The organism is Rhodococcus sp. BP-160 (assembly GCF_019836205.1).
Taxonomy (GTDB): domain Bacteria; phylum Actinomycetota; class Actinomycetes; order Mycobacteriales; family Mycobacteriaceae; genus Rhodococcoides.
Genome location: NZ_JABUEK010000003.1, coordinates 543925 through 564687, shown reverse-complemented (window position 1 = coordinate 564687; position 20763 = coordinate 543925). Strand labels below are relative to the sequence as shown.

18 protein-coding genes are annotated in these 20763 nt (G+C 69.6%); 9 read left to right on the top strand and 9 right to left on the bottom strand.

Annotation, left to right across the window (positions count from 1 at the left end):
• Positions 1–13: 13 nt before the first annotated feature.
• The 3 genes from HQ306_RS14560 to HQ306_RS14550 form a co-directional block, all read right to left on the bottom strand.
• Positions 14–565: a YceI family protein gene (locus HQ306_RS14560; protein WP_027506170.1), complete on the bottom strand. Its 552-nt coding sequence runs from the start codon at positions 563–565 to the stop codon at positions 14–16.
• A 63-nt stretch (positions 566–628) separates the two neighbouring features.
• On the bottom strand, positions 629–1774 hold the full coding sequence (locus HQ306_RS14555; protein ID WP_222632194.1) for a YbhN family protein: 1146 nt from the start codon (positions 1772–1774) through the stop codon (positions 629–631).
• A gap of 30 nt (positions 1775–1804) precedes the next feature.
• Entirely contained in the window at positions 1805–3253 is a 1449-nt protein-coding gene (locus tag HQ306_RS14550) for an adenylate/guanylate cyclase domain-containing protein (RefSeq protein ID WP_037186160.1), read from the bottom strand.
• Between the two features lie 103 nt (positions 3254–3356).
• Here HQ306_RS14550 and HQ306_RS14545 point away from each other — a divergent pair, with 103 nt between their 5' ends.
• The 5 genes from HQ306_RS14545 to HQ306_RS14525 all read left to right on the top strand — a co-directional run bounded on the left by HQ306_RS14545 (position 3357) and on the right by HQ306_RS14525 (position 8899).
• Positions 3357–4535 (top strand): AI-2E family transporter, encoded by a 1179-nt coding sequence (locus tag HQ306_RS14545; RefSeq protein ID WP_308115362.1) that lies wholly within the window; start codon positions 3357–3359, stop codon positions 4533–4535.
• On the top strand, positions 4507–5664 hold the full coding sequence (gene macS, locus HQ306_RS14540) for a MacS family sensor histidine kinase (protein WP_222632192.1): 1158 nt from the start codon (positions 4507–4509) through the stop codon (positions 5662–5664). Before HQ306_RS14545 ends, macS begins: the two co-directional genes overlap by 29 nt.
• Positions 5622–6296, top strand: coding sequence for a response regulator transcription factor (locus HQ306_RS14535; RefSeq protein WP_222632190.1), 675 nt, complete (start codon positions 5622–5624; stop codon positions 6294–6296). The genes macS and HQ306_RS14535 overlap by 43 nt, the downstream gene beginning before the upstream one ends.
• Before the next feature lie 28 nt (positions 6297–6324).
• Complete coding sequence (locus HQ306_RS14530) at positions 6325–6981, top strand: DUF1707 domain-containing protein (RefSeq protein WP_037186162.1); 657 nt, start codon at positions 6325–6327, stop codon at positions 6979–6981.
• Positions 6982–7069: 88 nt separating this feature from the next.
• Positions 7070–8899 carry a DUF2339 domain-containing protein gene (locus HQ306_RS14525; RefSeq protein WP_222632188.1) on the top strand — a complete coding sequence of 610 codons (1830 nt, stop codon included), beginning with the start codon at positions 7070–7072 and terminating at the stop codon, positions 8897–8899.
• Here HQ306_RS14525 and HQ306_RS14520 read toward each other — a convergent pair.
• From HQ306_RS14520 to trmB, 3 genes are read right to left on the bottom strand one after another with little or no spacing between them, the layout of a single operon-like run.
• On the bottom strand, positions 8859–11951 hold the full coding sequence (locus HQ306_RS14520; RefSeq protein ID WP_222632186.1) for an MMPL family transporter: 3093 nt from the start codon (positions 11949–11951) through the stop codon (positions 8859–8861). The two genes, HQ306_RS14525 and HQ306_RS14520, sit on opposite strands and share 41 nt — an antisense overlap.
• Before the next feature lie 12 nt (positions 11952–11963).
• Positions 11964–12644, bottom strand: coding sequence for an NYN domain-containing protein (locus HQ306_RS14515; RefSeq protein WP_222632184.1), 681 nt, complete (start codon positions 12642–12644; stop codon positions 11964–11966).
• Entirely contained in the window at positions 12641–13477 is an 837-nt protein-coding gene (trmB, locus tag HQ306_RS14510; protein WP_231476385.1) for a tRNA (guanosine(46)-N7)-methyltransferase TrmB, read from the bottom strand. Before trmB ends, HQ306_RS14515 begins: the two co-directional genes overlap by 4 nt.
• 132 nt (positions 13478–13609) lie before the next feature.
• On the opposite strand from trmB, the gene HQ306_RS14505 reads away from it, so the two are divergent.
• The 4 genes from HQ306_RS14505 (at position 13610) to HQ306_RS14490 (ending at position 18000) form a co-directional block, all read left to right on the top strand.
• Entirely contained in the window at positions 13610–14197 is a 588-nt protein-coding gene (locus HQ306_RS14505) for a hypothetical protein (RefSeq protein WP_027506177.1), read from the top strand.
• Entirely contained in the window at positions 14194–15573 is a 1380-nt protein-coding gene (locus HQ306_RS14500; protein ID WP_222632183.1) for a hypothetical protein, read from the top strand. The genes HQ306_RS14505 and HQ306_RS14500 overlap by 4 nt, the downstream gene beginning before the upstream one ends.
• A gap of 1 nt (position 15574) precedes the next feature.
• Entirely contained in the window at positions 15575–15892 is a 318-nt protein-coding gene (locus tag HQ306_RS14495) for a DUF6802 family protein (RefSeq protein WP_051613439.1), read from the top strand.
• A gap of 278 nt (positions 15893–16170) precedes the next feature.
• Positions 16171–18000: a phosphoenolpyruvate carboxykinase (GTP) gene (locus tag HQ306_RS14490; RefSeq protein ID WP_027506179.1), complete on the top strand. Its 1830-nt coding sequence runs from the start codon at positions 16171–16173 to the stop codon at positions 17998–18000.
• Positions 18001–18042: 42 nt separating this feature from the next.
• Here HQ306_RS14490 and HQ306_RS14485 read toward each other — a convergent pair whose 3' ends face one another.
• Genes HQ306_RS14485 through HQ306_RS14475 form a run of 3 tightly spaced genes read right to left on the bottom strand, consistent with a single transcriptional unit; the run spans position 18043 to position 20657 of the window.
• On the bottom strand, positions 18043–18963 hold the full coding sequence (locus tag HQ306_RS14485; RefSeq protein ID WP_222632181.1) for an ROK family protein: 921 nt from the start codon (positions 18961–18963) through the stop codon (positions 18043–18045).
• A gap of 10 nt (positions 18964–18973) precedes the next feature.
• Positions 18974–19783 (bottom strand): class I SAM-dependent methyltransferase, encoded by an 810-nt coding sequence (locus tag HQ306_RS14480; RefSeq protein WP_308115361.1) that lies wholly within the window; start codon positions 19781–19783, stop codon positions 18974–18976.
• 55 nt (positions 19784–19838) lie between these two features.
• Entirely contained in the window at positions 19839–20657 is an 819-nt protein-coding gene (locus tag HQ306_RS14475; protein WP_222632177.1) for a class I SAM-dependent methyltransferase, read from the bottom strand.
• Positions 20658–20763 lie beyond the last annotated feature (106 nt).

Sequence of the window (20763 nt, the reverse complement as noted above, 5' to 3'; positions counted from 1 at the left end):
TTCCGGGAGGAGATCAGGCCTGGTGGCCGGCCTCGATCTCGAGCAGCAGGCCGATCTTGTCGCCGACGACGGCGCCGCCACCCTCGAGGGGCATGTCGATGCTGATGCCGAAGTCCTTGCGGTTGATCGTGGTGGTGGCCTCGAAGCCGGCGACCGGTCCGTTGCCCATGCCGGCGTTGACACCGTTGAACTCGACGTTCAGATCGATGGACTTGGTCACGCCGTGCAGCGTGAAGTCACCGGTGAGCACGAAGTCGTCGCCCTTGGCCTTGACCGAGGTGGACCGGAAGGTGGCAGTGGGGAACTTCTCGACCTCGAAGAAGTCGGCGGTCTTGAGGTGGCCGTCGCGCTGCGCGTTGTCGGTGGTGATGGAGGCGACGTCGATCTCGGCGTCGATGGTGGGCGCGCCGTTCTCGTCGACCGTGATGGTGCCGGTGAAGGTCTGGAAACGGCCACGGACCTTGCTCACCATCAGGTGGCGGACGGTGAACCCGACGGTCGAGTGGGTGGCATCGATGGCCCACGTGCCGGCGGTGAGCTGGGGGACGGACACTGCTGCAGTCATGACGAACTCCTGTGTGGTTGAAGGTTCAAGCCTCACAGTACACAACCGGACCGCGGTCCGCATCTATTCCCGCGGAGGAGAATCCTTGCCGAGCGGGTGGGTGGCCGACGGCTGTTCCGTCCGCTCCCGAAGTTCCGTCCGCTCGCGCTGCTCGACGGCGAGATCGAAGTGCAGGTCCTCGTGCTGATGCTTGCGGAACAGGATCAGGAAGACGACCCAGCCGACGAGTGCCACCAGGATGAAGCTGACCAGGCGATACACCAGTGCGGACGCGACCGCTTGTGACGCGCTGATGCTGGCCGCGGTGGTGAGGGTCGCGATGAGAGTGGCGTCCACGATGACCAGACCACCGGGCGCACCGGGGATGGACCCCACCGTCTTGCTGGCCGAGAAGGCGATGAGGAGCCCGTAGATCTTCGGATCCGCGCCGATGGCGTAGCAGGCGAACCCGAGGCACGCGACGTCCGCGAGGCGGTGCACCGCGGAGAAGCCGAGCGACACCGTGCCGTCGCGGGCACCGAGGCGTACCGACTTCACCTGCTCGACGATCTCGTCCAGCCGGGCCATGCCCGTGTCGGGATCGTTGTTGCGCAGCGAGTTGTACTTCGACAGCCCCCACCGGCCGATGCTCACGATCGACTGGGGGTGGGAGCGGACGTAGCGCACGCCGGCGATGAGGGCGATCACGCCGGCGACGGGGACGATCAGTGCGAGGGTGTTGGCGCTGCCGCCGACGAGGAAGGCTCCCGTCACGCCCAGGACAGCCAGCCCGAGCGCGGCGATGACGCCGGAGATGGCGAGCTGCCACGACGCGACCACCGGGCTCGCGCCCCAGCGGCGTGTCTCGCGGTATGTGAACGCGGTGGAGAAGACCTGGCCGGCCGGCAGTGTCAACGCCATGGCGGTGCTGCCGTAGATGACGGAGAGCGAGCGTCGCTGCGATACGCGGACGCCGCCCGCGCGCAGCAACTGCTTCTGGACACGCGCGAACGCGGACAGCGAGATCGCTTGCATCACGACGCAGGCCGCGGCCCATCCCCAGTGGATCTCGGTGAGGGCGCGCCACGACTCGTGCAGGCGCGGCCACAGGTAGACACCCTCACCGACCAGCAACGCCACGAGGGCGACCGCGGCCACCCAGCGCAGCCATCGCCATCTGCCACCGGCGCGGGGCGACCCAGCGGATCGGCCCTGCTCCGGAACTACCACGGCACCGAGAGTAACGAACGGTGCCGACGATCAGCGCGGATAGTCGACCGGGGAGGCCAGGTGCGTCGCGCGCCGCCGTCCGCGCAGCTGCACCTTCTCGCCCAGTTCCCACTCGGACTGCTCGTCCTCGTCGGCGAAGTACAGTGCCGACGTCGACGCGAGAACCCGACTGGGAGTGAACTTCGCGAGTTCCGTCAGGCGCGACGCCTCGTTCACGGGATCACCGATGACGGTGTACTCGAAGCGTTCCTTGGCGCCGATGTTTCCCGCCACCGCCAGTCCGGCCGACACGCCGATGCCGATGTCGAGTCCGGCGATCTCGGTGAGCTCGCTGCGCAGTTCCCGCGCCGCGGACAGTGCCGCGGTGGGTGCGTCCGGGCGATCCAGGGGCGCGCCGAAGATGGCCAGCGCCGCGTCGCCCACGAACTTGTTGACGAAGCCGTGGTGCCGGTCGACCACGTCGACGACGACGCGGAAGAAGTCGTTGAGCAGGTCGACGACCTCGCCGGGCGGACGTTCGGAGGCGGCGGCCGTCGAGCCGACCATGTCGACGAACAGCACCGCGACGAATCGGGTCTCGCCGCCGAGCTCGGTGCCGAACTTGAGGGCGCGCCGCGCGACGTCCTCACCGACGTGCTGCCCGAACAGCTCGCGCAGGACTGCACGCTCCGACGCGTCGGCCATCATCCGGTTGAAGCCGACCTGCAGACGGCCGATCTCACTGCCGTCGAACACCTCGACCTGGACCTCGGTGTGGCCCTCCTGCACCTTCTCGATGGCGCGGCGCAGCTGACGGATGGGATCGGAGATCTGGCTGGCGGTGAGCATCGACAGACAGAACGCCTGAATGATCGCCAGCACGCAGAGCAGGCTGATGGCGATGGCCAGCGAGTCGGGGGAGAAGACCAGGTCGGTGGTCAGCTGGGTCGCGCACAGCAGCAGGATTCCGACGACGGGGATCAGTGTGCCCAGGCCCCACGTCATCGCCATGCGTGTACCCACACCGGGCGTCATCGTGCGGTCGAAACTGCCCTCGCTGAGCGCCTGCGCGGCGACGGGCCGGAGGATGCGTTCGCCCAGCATGTAGGTGAAGCCGAAGGTGATCGCCGCGGACATGGCGACCGTCACCGCGACGGCCACCGCGAGCGACGGCATCTCCGACGCGGTGAGCAGCATGAAGATGACGCCGCCCACGATCCAGAGCACCAGGTGCACGATGGCCTGGCGCAGCGGTGCGTGCAGGGCGGCCATCTGCTCGGATCGACTGGGCGGTCCACCGCGGATCTGCCACCGCATGACACTGCGCAGCATGACGGCGGCGGTCGCGAGGCTGACGACGGCCGCGAAGAGCAGGTACGCCCCGAAGATGAAGACATTGCGCACCCGATCGACGACGATCGACTCGTTCTCGGGAATGGGCAGCCCGTACCGGACGAAGGCGAACACCAGGATCGCGCCGAGCAGATTGGCCAGGAGCATCGACGCGAGGTACAGCGGCCAGCGACTTCTCAGGGTCAACGAGACCGCACGTAGAAGCGTCAGCACGAGGTCAACTTACCGGGTGCTCGGTTAGGCTTCCTCGGTGACGGACGATCCGGCGGAGTCGGTACACCCTGTGGTACGTGTCGGCGCTGCGTGGACGTGGCGTCTGTTGGTGTTGTTCGCCGGTCTCGTGGTGATCGGCATGATCGTGCACCGGCTCGAGAGCGTCGTCGTCCCGGTGGCACTCGCCCTGCTGGCGTCGGCGCTGCTCTCCCCGCTCGTCGACTGGATGCAGCGGCGCGGCATCCCGCGCGTCGTCGCGGTCATCGTCTCGATCCTCGGCAGTCTCGGGCTGCTGGTGGGCATCCTGACGTTCGTCGTCGAGCAGTTCATCGAGGGCGTACCCGCCCTCACGGATCAGTTCACCGGCAGCGTCACCCAGATCCAGGACTGGCTGACGCAGGGGCCCCTGCACTTCAGCGAGGACCAGATCCGCAGTGCCGGCGACTCGGTGGTCCGGTCGGTGCAGTCGAATCAGGAAGCTCTCACCAGTGGCGCGTTGACCACCGCCGCGGTGATCGGCGAGATGCTCACCGGGGCTCTGCTCGTGCTCTTCACCCTCATTTTCTTCCTCTACGGCGGACAGCAGATCTGGGACTTCGTGTCCCGGATCGTCCCGACGCGGGCGCGCCGCCGCGTCCGGTTGGCAGGCAGCCAGGCGTTCGGCTCGCTGGTGGGGTACGTGCGCGCCACCGTCGCGGTCGCCGCCGTGGACGCCATCGGTATCGGCACGGGACTGGCGATCCTCGGTGTCCCGCTGGCTCTTCCGCTGGCGTCACTGGTGTTCATCGGAGCGTTCATTCCCATCGTGGGTGCGGTGCTCACCGGCTTCGTCGCGGTGCTCGTCGCCCTGGTGACCAAGGGATTCATCACGGCGCTCATCGCACTCGCGATCGTCATCGCCGTGATGCAGGTCGAAGGCCATGTGCTGCAACCACTCCTGCTCGGTCGCGCAGTCCGTGTGCATCCCCTGGCCGTGGTGCTCGCCATCGCCACCGGCATCGTCATGGCGGGCATCATCGGTGGCCTGCTCTCGGTGCCGCTCGTCGCGATGGCCAATACCGCTATCCGCTCACTGCTCGCCGACGATCCCGAGGAGGCGTACGAGGAGATCGCCGACACGAATCCGTCGGAACCGATGTTCCCGGCCGCGCCGAACAGTCCGCACCCCGAGAACCAGAAGCTGAGCCGTGGCGAGGTCGACGGTCCCGCGAGCTGACGCCACCGGTGTCGCGGAGGCACCGCTGTGGCGCGCCGCGGCAGCGTTCCGACTGGTCACCGTCCTGTACGTGGTCGGGTTCCAGTTGGTCGTCCAGGACCGGTACGACGCACCGCGCCTGAGCTGGCTGTTCGTCGTCGTCACCGTCATCTGGTCCGGAATCGCGGCCGTCGCGACCCTGACGACGCCCGCGCGGCGCCCCGTCGTCGTCGCCGACCAGATGATGACGCCGGCATTGATCTGCAGCACGCTGCTGGTGGCGAGTCCGGCATGGCGCCAGGACCACCAGGTGCTCCCGACGACGATCTGGGTGGCCAACGCCGTGATCGGTGCCGCCGTCCTGGGAGGCCCCCGAGCGGGGCTCGCCTCGGCGGCGGTGATGACCGCCGCCATCGCCGTGGTGCGCGGCACCGTCGACGGCGAGTTGTGGCGCGACTCGACCGGGCCCGTGCTGTTGTCCGTCGGTCTGGCACTGGGGCTCGCGGCGCGGACGGCGCGCCTCGCACGCAGCCGCCTGGACGAGGCGGTGGCCCTGGCCGCGGCGACCGCGGAACGCGAGCGCCTGGCCCGCGAGGTGCACGACGGTGTGCTGCAGGTGCTGGCCATGGTCAGTCGTCGCGGCCACGAGATCGGCGGCGCAGCAGCAGAACTGGCAGATCTCGCCGGCAGCCAGGAGGCTGCGCTCCGCGCCCTGCTGTCCGGGTCGGCCACCGGGCGTACCGACGGCACTGCCGACCTGGCCGCGCTGGTGCGCGCTGCGGTGGGCACGCGCGCCGTGGTCTCGGCGCCGTCCGAGGCCGTCGTTCTCCGGGCGTCGGCCGCGTCGGAGCTCGCGGCCGCGACGCTCGCCGCCGTCGACAACGCGCATCGACACGGCGGGTCCGACGTCCACGTGTTCGTGCTGGTGGAGGACTTGGGGGACGAGGTGATGGTGACGGTGCGCGACGACGGAGCAGGAATGGCACCCGGCCGTCTCGACGAGGCGCGTGCGGAGGGACGGCTCGGCGTCTCCGGCTCGATCGTGGGCCGGACGGCAGCCATCGGTGGGCGTGCGAGGGTGGACAGCAGGCCAGGAGAGGGAACGGAATGGGAACTGACGCTGCCACGGACAGCGCCGACGCCTCGGTGACGGTGATGGTCGTCGACGACCACCCGATGTGGCGTGACGGAGTGGCGCGGGACCTCGACGCGCGGGGCTTCCGTGTGGTGGCCACCGCCGACGGAGTCCGCTCGGCCACCGCGCGTGCGCGGGCGACGTCGCCGCAGGTGGTCGTCATGGACATGGACCTCGGAGACGGAACCGGAGCCGAGGGCACCGCGTCGGTGCTGGCGGTCTCGCCCGACAGTCGGGTACTGGTGCTCTCCGCGTCCGGCGAACGGGACGACGTGCTCGGCGCGGTCAAGGCTGGGGCGACCGGCTACCTCGTGAAGAGCGCCTCCATCGACGATCTGGTGTCCGCCGTACAGGCGACGAGTCGCGGCGATGCGGTCTTCACGCCCGGACTGGCCGGGCTGGTGCTCGGGGAGTACCGGCGCATGGCAGCCGCCCCCACGGCTGCGGAACCGCCTCCCGTGCTGACCGAGCGCGAGACGGAGGTGTTGCGCATGGTCGCGAAAGGGTTGAGCGCCAAGCAGATCGGCACTCGGCTCGGTATCAGTCACCGCACCGTCGAGAACCACGTGCAGGCGACCCTGCGCAAGCTGCACCTCGCGAATCGTGTCGAACTCACCCGGTGGGCGCTCGAGCAGGGGCTGCAGTGACGGCGTCGTGTTCACTACTCTGGTTGCCATGACCGGAGACGGCACCGACCCCAGGAACATGCGCGTGAGCGACGCCGAACGAGAGCACGTGGGCGGCCTGCTCCAACGCGCCGTCGGACAGGGGATGCTGTCGCTCGGCGAGTTCACCGAGCGGATGGACTCGGTACTGGCGGCCAAGACGCGCGGTGAGCTCAACGCGGTGCTGGTCGACCTGCCGGGCATGACACTGCAGGGCGGCCCACCCCAGCAGGCCGGGCCGCTCGCCGTGGTCCCGAGCGACGCGCTGACGTCGGCACCCGGACACCCGGCCACCGACGGTGCACCCGTGGACATCCGAGCCACGATGTCGACGGTCACCCGTTCCGGTACCTGGACCGCGCCGTCGGCCATCCGGGTCGCGTCGAAGATGGCCACGGTGACCCTCGACTTCAGTTCCGCGGTTCTGACCTCGCGCGAGGTGCGGATCGACGTGGACGACTACTGCAGCACCATCACCGTCGTGGTGCCCGAGGGTGCGTCGGTGGATCTCGACGGCGTCGACACCATGGGCGGCAGTGCGACCAACAAGGTGCGCAGCCGGCCTGTCGAAGGGGGACTGCACGTCGTCGTGCGCGGACGCATCCGCTTCGGATCCGTCACGGCCAAGCACCCGTTCGGGACGTCCATCAAGCGCATGTTCGGGTAGGAACTGCACCCTCGGCTGAGTAGAACGGCGTCGGACTCGAGTAGTTTCCCGTGTTCCCCCGGTCCGCCCCGGCCAGCACGATCGAGGTATGACCACTCCCTCGATAGATCCGCGACTCGTGCACGTGCTGTCCGGTGAGGTCGCCTCCCTGCAGCAGCATCTCGCCCGTGTCGGCCACGACCTGGGTCTCCTCCGACAGCAGCTCGACGGTCCGCCGATGCAGGCCCCGCTGCAGGCGCCCCCTCAGCAGCACCCCGTCTCGAGGCCACAGGTGCAGAGTCCTCCGGTGTCGACTCCCCCGGTACGGCCGATCCCGCGCCCGATGCCCACGCCTCCCCGTGACACCACCCCGTGGTGGCAACGCGACGGTGTCGTCAGTCGTGTGCTCGCCGCCGCGGGCGCTGCGGTGACCGTCATCGGTGTCGTGATGCTGGTGGTGCTCGCGGCGCAGTCGGGCTGGTTCGGGCCCGGTCCTCGTGTCGCCGCGGGTGCGCTGCTGTCCGGAGCGCTCGTCGCCGCCGCGCACCGTGTGGTCGCCCGACCCGGTGGCCGCGTCGGCGCCGTCGCACTCGCCGCGACGGGATTCGCCGGGCTGTATCTCGACCTCGCCGCCGTCACCGCGCTGTACGGGTGGGTGCATCCCGTCGTCGGGCTCGTGGTGGGACTCGGTGTCGCCGCGCTCGGAGTCGCGGTCGCACTGCGCTGGTCGTCGCAGTCACTCGCGGTGATGGTCGTGGCCGGCATCGCGACACTGGCACCCGTCGTCACGGGCGGCATCATGCCGGCACTCCTCGCATTCCTGGTGGTCGTGCAGATCGCCGCCTCGCCGGTCGACGTCCGCGAACAGTGGGTCTGGTTGCGCGTCGTCCGCACCGTCCCGGTCGTCGGAGCGGTGCTGCTCGCCGGGCTGCTCGCCCACGTGGAGACGGTCCCGACCGCCGATCTGCTGCCGCTGCTCGTCGTCGCGGGACTGTCCTTCGGCACTGCTGTCGTCGCCTGGTGGACCACCCTCGCCCACCGCGCCGTGGACCCGGCGTCGCTCGCCTCGATCGCGGCCACCGCCGCCGCGGTCCTCGTCACCGCGACGCTGTTCTCTCGCCCCGTCGCCGGCGGCGTCGACGCTGCGGTCGCGCTCGCCCTGGTGGCGATCCTGGTCGCTCGACGCGAGCTGGTCACCACGGTTCGTCTGGTGCTCACAGCGACGGCTTCGGTGGCGGTGGCGTCGGCGCTGGTGACGGGCACGGCCGATCAGGTCCGCATTCTCGCCCTGCTGCTGGTCGCCACCACGGCGCTTCTCGTCGGCGCCCGGACCCGCTCGGGTGTGTCGGCCGCAGCCGGCGCGTTCTTCGCCCTCCTCGGAACCAGCGCACACTCGCAGATCACCTCGGTCGACTCGCTGAGCAGCCCCGTTCGCGCGCTCGACTCCGGCTGGGCCTCGGTGCCCGCGTCGGTCGCCATGATCGCGATGGCTGTGGCGGGAGTGCTCGCGGCACTGCGCACCATCGGGGACGCGACGCTCCGAACCCTCGCCGCCGGCCTGGCGGGAGTCGCCGGCCTCTTCGGTGCGACGGCGGTGTGCGTGATCACCGGCATCGAGATCGGCGGCCGCACCGGGTTCCTCGTCGGCCACGGCGCAGCGACCATCGTGTGGATGACCGTCGCCGCCGCACTGCTGATGCGTGGTCTGTCCGACGCCACCGGTGCCCGCGCGGTCCTCGCCGCAGGTCTGACCGTCGCGGCCTCGGCCATCGCCAAGCTGTTCCTGTTCGATCTCAGCGCACTCGGTGGACTGCCCCGCGCCGCAGCGTTCCTGGTGGTGGGAGTGATGCTGCTCGGTATCGGCACCCGCTACGCGAGGTCGTTCGCGGACCGCGCCGTCACTGCCGACGCTGGCGGGCCAGCAACTCGCTCACACTGATGGCACCGGACTGACCGTGGTGACGACCGCCCGACTCGTCGTCCCCGTCCCGAGCCCGCCGGCGACCCGATGTGGTCGTCGGCGGTGTCTCGTCGGGCTCGGGGACCTCGGGCGTGGAGGGGTTGTGGGTCTCGGGCTCGGGTGCCGGCCGATCCTCGCGCTCGGGCATGCGCAGACCGGCGATCCAGGAATCGACCTCGGCGCTGGTGCGCGAGCCGTTCCCGTGGGGCCCTCCGTTCCCGTTGCTGTGACCGTTCCCGTTCCCGTTCCCGTTGCCGTTGGAGTGGCCGTTCCCGTTGCTGTCGCCGTTGCGGGGCCGATCGACATCGATGCCGTCGCCCGAGACCGAGCCGTACCGGAACGACGTGGTCTCGTGCCCGTTCGAGCCGTTCGAGCCGTTCGAGCCGTTCGAGCCGTTCGAGCCGTTCGAACGCTGAGCGACCGACGGCGCGCGGAGTTCGGCGAGCCAGCTCTCGATGGGGCGCGGGGCGGGTGCGCCGTTCCGCGGTGCCGGCTCGGCCGACGTCGGCTCGGGACCGGCCGTCGGACGACTCTGCTGATCGTCGGAGGCCCGGGCGGGTCGGGTCTCCGCCGGGCGTGCGACCCGAATCTCCCCCGCGGGCGCGGGTGCGACGGGAGGTGCCGTGGGTTCGACGGCGCGCGGTGCGACGGGCTCCGGCGCGGCGGGCTGCTGCACCGGGGGTTCCTGCACAGCGGGCTTCTGCACGCGCTCGGGAGCCGGACGCGGGGCGACGGGCCGGGGACGATCGGGTGCGACGCGCTCGGGCATTGCACGAGCGGCCGACGGGCCGCTCTGCATGACCCGCGGAATCGGCTGGGTGAGCGGTTCCCGCGTCCGCGCCGGGAGCGGTGCGGACCCGATCGCGACGAGCTCGGGGACGTCGGTGGGCATCATCTCGGCGTCGAGGATCGGCTCGCCGAGCCCCAGCTTCTGCTGGATTCGCTTCATCCACTGCGGCGCCCACCAGCAGTCGTCGCCGAGCAGCTTCATCGTCGCCGGGACCAGGAACATGCGGATCAACGTCGCGTCGATGATGAGCGCGGCGATCATGCCGTAGGCGATGTACTTCATCATCACCAGCTCGGAGAAGGCGAAGGCGCCCGTGACGACGATGAGGATCAGTGCGGCCGCGGTGATGATGCGACCGGTGTGCGAGGTACCGACGCGAATGGCCTCGGTCGTACTGGCTCCGCGGGCTCGTGCCTCCACCATGCGGGAGAGCAGGAACACCTCGTAGTCCGTCGACAACCCGAAGATGATCGCGATGATCAGCACCAGGACCGGGGCCATGATCGGCCCGGGAGTGAAGTTCAGCAGACCCGCGCCGTTGCCGTCGACGAAGATGAACGTGAGGATGCCGAGCGTCGCGCCGAGGCCCAGCGTGGTCATCAGGATGGCCTTGAGGGGGAGCACCAGCGACCCGAACGTGAGGAACATCAGCAGCGTCGTGACCAGCACGACGAGCGTCGCCATGAGGGGTAGTCGGTCCACGAGCGCCGCGATCGAGTCCTGCTCGATGGCGGGCGTGCCGCCGACCGACAGGGTCACCCCGTCGGGAACGTCGATGGAGCGGATGTAGTCGATGGCCGGCGACGACACGTTGCGGTCGACCAGGCCCGCCTTGAGCACGGCGACACCGTTCTCGTTGCGCTCGATGGAGAACCGTTCGACGAGCCCGGGAGCGTTGGACGCCTCGCGCAGGACCGTGCCCAACTGCGGACCCTCCGCGTTCTCGAGCACGATCTTGAGCGGCTCGGTGCGGTAGGACGGGAAGTTCTCGTCGAACACGTTCTGTGCGACACGGGTGGGGTTGTCCGGCGGCAGGTACGTCTCGTTGATGCCGCCGAACTTGATGGCACCGACCGGCAGCGTGAGGATCAGCAGGCCCAAAACGATGGGCACGCACACCTTGAGCGGGTTCCGCATGACCCAGCGCGTGAGCTTGCCCCACGGCCCGGACTCGATCTCCTCGGTCGTCTTGGTCTTGCGCATGCTCTTCAGTCCGAGAGCGTCGATGCGCGGGCCGAGGATCGACAGGATCGCCGGGAGAATGGTGATGGCGGTCAGGGCCGCCAGAGCGACGGTGGCGATCGCACCGAACGCGACGGACTTGAGGAAGCCCTGCGGGAAGAGCAGCAGACCGCCGAGGCTCGCGACGATCATCGTCGCCGAGAAGACGACCGTGCGGCCCGCGGTCATGACGGAGCGTTGCACGGCCTGCTGTGTCGTGCGGCCGTCGGCCAGTTCCTCTCGGAACCGGCTGACGATGAACAGCGCGTAGTCGATGGCCAACCCGAGACCGATGAGCGAGACGACGGGCGCGACGAAGCTGTTGACCTCGACGAAATTGGTGAACAGCCGGACCATGCCGTTGGCCGCGACCACGGTGAGACCACCGATGATCAGTGGCAACGCCGCAGCCACGACGCCGCCGAACACGAAGAACAGGAGCACGCCCACCACGGGGATGGCGAGGATCTCCATGCGCTTGATGTCGCCGGCCATGGTGTCGTTCAGCGCGTTCGCGATGGGCTGGAGGCCGGCGAGCTGCACGTCGACGCCGTCGATGGCGAACGCGTCCTTCACGTCACGGAAGTTGTTGGTCAGTTCCGTGTCGTTCGCTCCGGCGATCGCGAACGTGGCGATCGCCTTCGTCTTGTCGGGCGAGGCCAGCGCGGGGAGCCGCTGCTGGAAGTAGTTGATGTTGATCTTCGAGATCTTGTCCGATTGCGCCGCCATCATGGCGTCCTGACCAGCGGTGACGGTCTGCTGGAACGCCGGGTCGTCGACCGTCGATCCCTCGGGTGCGGTGTAGAGGGCGACGACGTCGCCGGTGCTGTCGCGACCGAAGGTGCCGTCCGCGGTGACGGCGGCGTGCACCGACTCCGAGTTCGGGTCGTCCCAGCCGCTCTGACTCAGGTGATCGTTGAGGCTGAGTCCGTACGCGGCGAGGCCCAGCAGGAACGCGACCATCACACCGATGACGGTGAACCGTGATCGGTGAACCAGATCTCCCCAGCGAGAAAACACTCAGGACACTCCTTAACGCCCGACGAGCAGGGCGGACAGCGGACGGAACGGCTGCAGCCAGGCGCCCTCGTCCGGAAGGGAATCGAGGCTGACCCGCGGCAGTGGTTCGCGGAACACACCGGGGATGTCCTCGAGATCCAGGAACTCGAGAGTCTCCGACGTGACGGCCCAACTGGCGTGTTCACGGAACCCGAGGATCTGAACGGGCACACCCGTTGCCGCGATGGCTTCGAGTGGGAGCCGGAAGGCCTGGCCGTCCGCGGACGCGACCACCACTCCCGCGAGACCGTGGTCCCGTGAGCGGAGCTCGATGTGATCGAGCATGTCGGAGTCGACGTCGCTGTCCTCGTCGATCTTCGGTTTGGCGAAGACCGCGAAGCCCACGTTACGCAAGGCCTCGACCCAGGGACGAACGACGTCGGCGCTGCCCTGGGCGATGTTCGTGAAGACCGTGGCCTCGGGTTCGAGGCTCGCGGTCTGGTGCGCGGAGAGCTGGGCGGTGCGGCCGAGCAGCCATCGGCCCAGCGCATCGAAGCGCGGGCGGTAGGCGGCGGTGGGTCGTCCGCCCAGGATGGCGCCGAGGCCCATGTCCAGATTGGGCGCATCCCAGACGAGCAGGACCTTCTTGGTATGGCGAGAATCACCGGCGCCGTCGAGCACGGCCGTGTCCGTGTTCTGTTCGTCCACGCTCATCGGAGTGGGTTCTCGCTCTCTCGTCGCGTGATCGTCGCCGCAGCGACGTCGGTCGCTCCGGTGGATGGCCTGCCCCAGACGAACTCGCTCGTCGGCCTGCCGACCTGCTGGGCCTTGCCCTCGAACTTCGTCACCGGACGGTCGACGGACAGGGAGGACCCCTCGACGGTACGTCGTTCGGCATCGAACGGCAGCCGCGTCAGAGCGGGCTCCGCGTCACCGACCTCCTCGATCCACTCCGCGTAGTCGGCGTGGTCGGTGGCGACGTGGAGAATGCCGCCGGGCTCGAGACGGTCCGCCACCAGGGCGAATGTGGCGGCCTTCAGCAGTCGGCGCTTGTGGTGCCGGGCCTTGGGCCAGGGGTCGGGGAAGAAGACTCGGACGCCGGCGAGCGAGCCGGGAGCGACCATGTTCTCGAGCACGTCGGCAGCGTCGCCCCGCAGAATGCGCAGGTTGGAGAGACCTTCTCGCTCGATCCCCTGGACCGTCTGCGCGATTCCCGGTCGGTAGACCTCGACGGCGACGAGGTTCACGTGCGGTTCGGCGGCCGCCATCGCGAGCGCGGCGGTGCCGGTCCCGGAGCCGATCTCGAGAACCACCGGGGCGGTCCGGCCGAACCACGACGCGGCGTCGAGCGGCTCGTCGGCCACCTCGCGGCCGATGCCGGGCCACATCCGGTCCCACGAGGCCTGCTGCGGTTCGGTGAGCGCGCCGCGTCGGGACCGGAAACTGGTCACCCGGGGATACAGCCGGGAACCGCCGGACCGGCTCTCGTCGGCACCGTCGGACAGGCCGTTCTCGGGCGCTGCGTCCACGGCACGGGGGTCGGTCATCCTGTCATTGTCTCCCATGGACGCATTTCGTGACAGCAGGGTCTCGACTTCAGGTCGAGACTCTGGCCTACCGACACCGGGATCGGCGTGTGAGAATCGCCCCGTCGCATCTGCAGAATCGGGGGATCACGGATGCCGGGGACCGAGTCGAGCGCGCTGCACCGCGCGGTGACCGAGCTGGAACGCAGCGTCGACGACGCCGCTCTGCGGGCGGTGATCGAGCGATGGCGTTCCCCGGTGCGTCTCGCCGTCGCGGGACGCCCCGGTGCGGGCAAGTCCCGCGTCGTCACGGCGCTGGTCCTTCCCGAGGCGGCCGAGGTGCACGGGGTGGACGCCCCCGACCTTCCTCCTCCCGTCCTGGACCACGACGTTCTCGCGCTCGTCGTCGCTCGGACCGTGAGCGCCGCGGACCTCGAGGTGGTGGCGGCACGGCCCGGCGGTGACACCCTCGTGGTCCTCGGGCGCACCGACCTCCCGATCGACGCGGACGCCGTCGCCGCGGTGCTGCCGGCCGGGATGCCCGTGATCGGCGTGGACGACGTCGACACGCTCACCCGTGCCTGGGCGACGGCGGTGTCGCGCGCGGCGAGGTGCCGCGACATCGCCCTGCTCGCCGCGGTCGAGACGGTGGCCGCTCGGAGTGCGCTCGGAAGGTCGTCGATCGAGACGTTCCTGCGCGCCCCCGAGGTGGCTCACGTCCGGAGCGGTGCACGCGCGTGAGTCTCGACCTGCCCGCCGACGCGGCCCGAGTGGTGCGGACGTGGAGTCCCGACTCCCTGAGTCGGCTGGGGCGAGGACCCGTACCGGCGCGCACCGTCGCCGTTCTCGCGGCACCGGGTCTCGACCAGGAGGCGGTCGGTGCGGTGGTGACCTCCGCGGGATGGTCCGTCCGTCCCGTCTGCGCGGCCTCGGCCGTGCTCGTCCTGGTGGATCCCGCCCTGCCGCCGGGCGGTGCCCTCGTCCGGGCGGCGCGGTCGATCCCGGCCGATCTTCCGGTGGTGCTCCGGATCGCCGCCGGACCGGACGACGCGCGGCGCGTCCTCGCCCGATGGGCGGCGTCGGTTCCGCGCGCCGACGCGGTGGTGGTGTGCGGTCCCGACGACGATGCAATCGTGGACGCGCTCGCTCGGGCAGCGGACCGGGTGGACCCGGCAGAGGCGGAGCGGACGGCGGTGGACCGTGCGCTGGCCGAGGCCCGCACGGCACTGACAGCGGCGGCCCGACGCGACACGGGCAGCGCGGACCTCGCCGACGCGCGGGAACGCCGGCGCCGGGCCGCGTCGATCGCGACGGACGACGGACTGCTCCTCCGGCGGTCGACGGCCGAGCTGCGCCTCGATCTCGCCCACCGGGTCGGCGTGCATCGGCGGGAGACGGGCGCGCGGGTCGCCGCCGCCGTCGGGGACGCGAGCTTCGCCGACCTCCGACGCCTTCCGTCCGTGGTCGCCGCGGAGATCGATGCGGCGACGGGTCGGCTCGCGGACGAGGTGACCACCGCGCTGACCGCGGTCGGCGCCGTGGACTCCGCACCCCCGGTCGAACGCGCGTCGACGACCCACCAACCGCCCCCGTCGGCCGGGTGGGGAGTCGACGAGGTGGTGGCGGGTGTCGTCGGTGCCTCGGCGGGTGCCGGGGTGGGGCGGGTGGCGGTGTGGGCGGCCTCCCTCGGCGGCGCGTCGGCCGGGTTCGTGACCGTGCTCTGCGCCGCGATGATGGCCGCCGCGGTGGTGCGGACGAGGCTCCTCTCGACGCGCCGCGCGCGCCTGCGCCGATGGGCTGCGGACGTGGTGGCCGATGCCGCCTCCGGCTGGGAACGGGACACCGCGTCCCGTCTCGTGATCGCCGACTCGTGGCTGACCGCGAGACTGTCGGCGCAGGTCAAAGACGCCTCCGCCCGGCGGAACGCGCTGATCGCGGAGATCGACGGCGAGATCCGAGACATCACGTCCCGAGCTGCCTCGCGGGCGGCCGCCTATCAACGGGATCTCGACGTGCTGGACCGCGTCGCCCCCACTTTCGGGCGGCGGGGAACCGTCTCTTCGCTGGATGCGTCCAAGCACGAGGTGGGAACGACAGCGAGGAACACGGGGGACTGAGATGGCCGAGTGGTCGGGATCGTTCGACCCGGACGGGCCGGGTGTCGCGGACGACGGGTTCGACCCTGCCCTCGATCTCGACGGGGACGGCACCGCCGACACGGCGGTGTTGCACGGAGGTCTGTCCGACGTCCACGCGTCGGCATTCCATCGGAGTGCGACGGAGATGACGGTTCTCAGCGATCTCGACGGTGACGGCGACGTCGACCGTGCGACGGTCTTCGAGGCCGACGGCGACTACACCGTGTGGGTGTCCTCCACCGACCTCGCGGACGGTCCCGACGCCGTCTGGCGTGCGTCCGAGCGCGGCTCGCTGTGACGCGATAGACACCAAATGTCCTGACATAGTGCGCTTTACGGCCAGGTCACTGAATCGGTTTTGTGACGGAACGGACATGCCCCGAGTGCCCTGGCCGTTCTTCACAGCGTTAACCTCTAGGTCCAGGACACTCGGGGCCCTGCGATCTGTCGATCGAAGGTCACGGGACTACCCCGCCCACTGGGAACCCATGGTTCGCTCACGCACTTCGGTTCGGCGCCGATCGACGGACCGAGGCGGTGACGGCCACACGTTCCTGCACCACCCCAGGAGACAAGATGACCGCGACCATTCCGGGTCTCAACGGAACCGACGGCACGCCGCCCACGACGCATGCAGGCCTGCTGGCCTGGGTACGTGACGTGGCCGAGCTGACCCAGCCCGACCGGATCGTCTTCGCCGACGGTTCGGACGAGGAGTGGAACCGCCTCACCGACCAGTTGGTCGACGCGGGGACGTTCACTCGGCTGAACGCCGAGAAGAAGCCCAACTCGTTCCTGGGCAACTCCGACCCGTCCGACGTGGCGCGCGTCGAGTCGCGGACCTACATCTGCTCCACTCGGGAGATCGACGCCGGTCCCACCAACAACTGGATGGACCCGGAGGAGATGCGCGGCACGATGCGCGATCTCTACCGCGGATGCATGCGCGGTCGCACCATGTACGTCATCCCGTTCTGCATGGGCCCGCTCGAGGCCGACGACCCCAAGCTGGGTGTCGAGATCACCGACTCCGAGTACGTCGTCGTCTCCATGCGCGTCATGACGCGCATGGGTGCGAAGGTGCTCGAGAAGCTCGGGGACGACGGCTTCTTCGTCAAGGCTCTGCACTCGCTCGGAGCCCCGCTCGACGAGGGTCAGCAGGACGTCCCGTGGCCGTGCAACGACACCAAGTACATCTCGCACTTCCCCGAGGATCGCGAGATCTGGAGCTACGGCTCCGGCTACGGCGGCAACGCGCTGCTGGGCAAGAAGTGCTACTCGCTGCGTATCGCGTCGGCCATGGCCCACGACGAGGGCTGGCTGGCCGAGCACATGCTGATCCTCAAGCTCATCTCGCCGGAGGACAAGGCGTACTACATCGCCGCGGCGTTCCCGTCCGCCTGTGGCAAGACCAACCTCGCGATGATCCAGCCGACCATTCCGGGCTGGCGCGCCGAGACCATCGGTGACGACATCGCGTGGATGCGCTTCGGCAAGGACGGCCGGCTGTACGCGGTCAACCCGGAGTTCGGCTTCTTCGGTGTCGCGCCCGGTACCAACTGGGACTCGAACCCCAACGCGATGCGCACCATCGATCAGGGCAACGCCGTCTTCACCAACGTCGCGCAGACCGACGACGGCGACGTCTGGTGGGAGGGCCTCGAGGGCGACCCCCAGCACCTGATCGACTGGACCGGCAAGGACTGGACGCCGGACTCGGACAGCAATGCGGCGCACCCCAACTCGCGCTACTGCGTGCCGATGTCCCAGTGCCCGTCCATGGCGCCCGAGTGGGACGACCCGCAGGGTGTGCCGATCTCGGCGATCCTCTTCGGTGGCCGTCGCAAGACCACCGTTCCTCTGGTCACCGAGGCTCGCGACTGGCAGCACGGCGTGTTCATGGGCGCCACCGTCGGTTCCGAGCAGACAGCAGCGGCCGAGGGAACCGTCGGCACCATCCGCCGCGACCCGATGGCGATGCTGCCGTTCCTCGGCTACAACGTCGGCGACTACTTCCAGCACTGGATCGACCTCGGCAAGAACGCCGACGAGTCCAAGCTCCCGAAGGTGTTCTACGTGAACTGGTTCCGCCGCGGCGACGACAAGCGCTTCCTGTGGCCCGGATTCGGTGAGAACTCCCGCGTGCTGAAGTGGATCGTCGAGCGCATAGAGCACAAGGCCGCCGGCGTCGACACGCCCATCGGTGTGGTGCCCACGGCCGACGCGCTCGACATCGACGGACTCGACGTCGCCACGGCCGATGTGGCCGAGGCGCTCGCGGTGAACGTCGACGAGTGGAAGAAGGAGATCCCGCTCATCGAGGAATGGTTCGACTTCGTCGGCGAGAAGCTCCCCACCGGCATCCAGGACGAGTTCGACGCTCTCAAGCAGCGCCTGAACTCCTGATCCACCACCACTGACGCCCGCTCCCGATCACGGGGGCGGGCGTCAATGCTGTCTCGGGGTGACCAGTGCGGCCGCTCCTGTGAGAGTCCCGACGGCCCCGAGGGCAGCGGGGACCACCGTGAACGACTCGAGGAAGCCGAGCCGGGCGTGCAACGCGACGGTCTCGCGGATGGGGTTCCACAGCGCCGGGCCGGCCGCGCTGAAGCCACCGCCGAGGACGGCCGTCTCGATGTCGAGCAGCGCCGCGGCGGACGCGATCGCCTGTCCCAGCGCCACGCCGGCCCGCTGGAGGGCAGCGACCGCCACCGGGTCGGCGGCGCGGGCCGACTCGGCGAGGTCGATGCCGGTGGCACCATCCCAGCCGTTCTCGCGGGCCCAACGGACCGCGTTCGGGCCGCTGGCGACCGTCTCGACACAGCCGACCCCGCCGCAGGTGCAGGGTTCGATGGATCCGGGAACGACGATGTGTCCCACGTGGCCGGCGTTGCCGCTGTGGCCGCGAACGATCTCGCCGCCCAGGACCAGGCCGCCGCCGATGCCGGTCGACACCACCATGCCCAGCACGTTCTGCACGTGGCGGGCGGCCCCGAAACGATGCTCGGCCAGGGCCGCGCACGCACCGTCGAGTGCCAGGGTCACGGTGGCGTTCGGAACCACGCCGCGGACGGCCTCCACGAGCCCGAAGCCCTCGTACCACTCCGCGATGTTGATCGGCGCCACGGTGCCGGCAACGGTGTCGACGGGCCCGGCCGAGGCGATACCGACGGCCCCGATGTCCTGGAACTCGACCCCTGCCGCGGACACCACCGAGAGGAGAAGCTCCTCGCACGCCGCCCAGACGTTCTCGGTGGGGGTCGGAACGACGACGGGGTCCTGCGGTCGTCCGTCGGCACCCACCACCGCGGCGGTGAACTTGGTGCCACCGATGTCGAGTGCGAGCGATGTTCTCTCGGTCGTCGTCATTCACGCCACCCTAACGGGCGAGCGTGGTCCCGAGTCCGCGGTCGGCGGCGGAGTGCGCGCGGAGCACGACCACGAGGTTGCTCACCGCCAGCTCGCGAAATCCGGGGACGCGGACACACCACCACGCCCAGCGGGGGTGGTACCGCGGGAAGGCCGCGAGGAGTTCGCCGCCCGAAGTCTCTGCAGCCCAGCGTAATCCGTGCGAGGCGCGGATCGGGAACAGTGACAGTCCGAAACGGTTCTTCGGTTCGGCGCCGTGCACGCGCGCGTAGCGGCGAGCGGCGCGCTCGCCGCCGAACACGTGCCACGGTCCGGTCTCGTGCCCGCCGAACGGGCCCCACCACATGGTGTAGGACAACACCACCAGTCCGCCGGGCCGCGTCACGCGCAGCATCTCCTCGGCCATGATCCACGGGTGGCGGACATGCTCCGCGACGTTGGAGGAGAGGCAGATGTCGACGCTGTCCGAGCGGACGGGCAGCGCGGTACCGGATCCTCGGACGGACCCGCGGGCGTCGAGCCCCGCGGCGTGCATCTCCGAGGCGTCCGGTTCCACGGAGACGTAGTGGGCACCCGCGTCCGCGAAGGCGTCGGCGAAGTAGCCGGGTCCGCCGCCGACGTCGAGCACCGTCAGTCCGTCGAGAGTCGTTCCGGTGGCCCCGGTCCACAGGTCGTCGATCAGCATCGCTGTGTCGCGAGCCAGCGCCCCGTAGAAGCGCGCGGGATCGGACTGCTCGAACCGGAAGTCCGACACGAGCGAGAGTGACCGTCGAAGGGTGGCCCGTCGAGCGAGTCCGGCGGTGACGGGAGACGAGGGCACGAGTGGAGACTGTAGCGCCCGGTCGACCTGGCTCGCCGGGCTCACGGCCCGCGGGTCAGGCGGCGAAGCGCAGCACCGTGACGGAGGTGCGTCGGTTGCGGAAGAGCGCGCTGTCGGCCACCAGCGGCATGGAGTTGAACTTCCACGCGCCCTTGTGTGCTGGGAACAGGACATCGGTCGCCGAGGCGACGCCCGGAATCTCGTCGGCGAGCGAACGCCCACGGCTCGACGTCATACTGAAGGGCATGGCCGGCATCGTGTAGCGCTCGGTCAGCTTGACCCCTGCGACGGTCTTGCGAGACAACCACTCGGGAATGGAGTCGAAGATCATGCCGCCACCGGGGAAGAGCTCGGCGCACCGGGTGATCAGATCCATCGCGGTGGGTTCGTCGAAGTACATCAGCAGTCCCTCTGCGGAGACGAAGACGCCCGGCTCGGGGTCGATGCCGTCGGCCCAGGTCAGATCGAACGCGGAGGCCGCGACGGGAACGATCCGGTCCTCGCGCGGCAGGACGCGGGCACGAAGCTCCATGACCGGTTCGAGGTCCACGGAGTACCACGTGGTGTCCGGCCGCCCGAGTCGCCAGTACGCCGTCTGCAGTCCCTCGCCCAGCGCGACGACGGAGGCGTGGGGCCGCGAGGCGAGGTACGCACTCACCGCGGAGTCGAAGGTGCGGGCGCGCAACGCCGCGGCGGCCACGGGGGTTCCGAACTTGGACCAGTCGTACTCGATGGCGTCGCGGACGCGCAGCGCCATCGGGTCGTCGATGACCTTGTCGGGGCCGTCGGCGAAGGCGGCTCGATTGTGGAGCGTGTACAGAGTGGTGGAAGATACGCCGTCGAGAGTGTTGCCATCGATCAACCCGGACGTCATGACATGAGCCTCACTGCAGTGGGTTTTCCCGACCCTAAAAGGAAACTTACCGGTTTTTCGGGGCCGAAACAGCCATTCTGTGTCGTTCGAACGAATGAAAGACTGC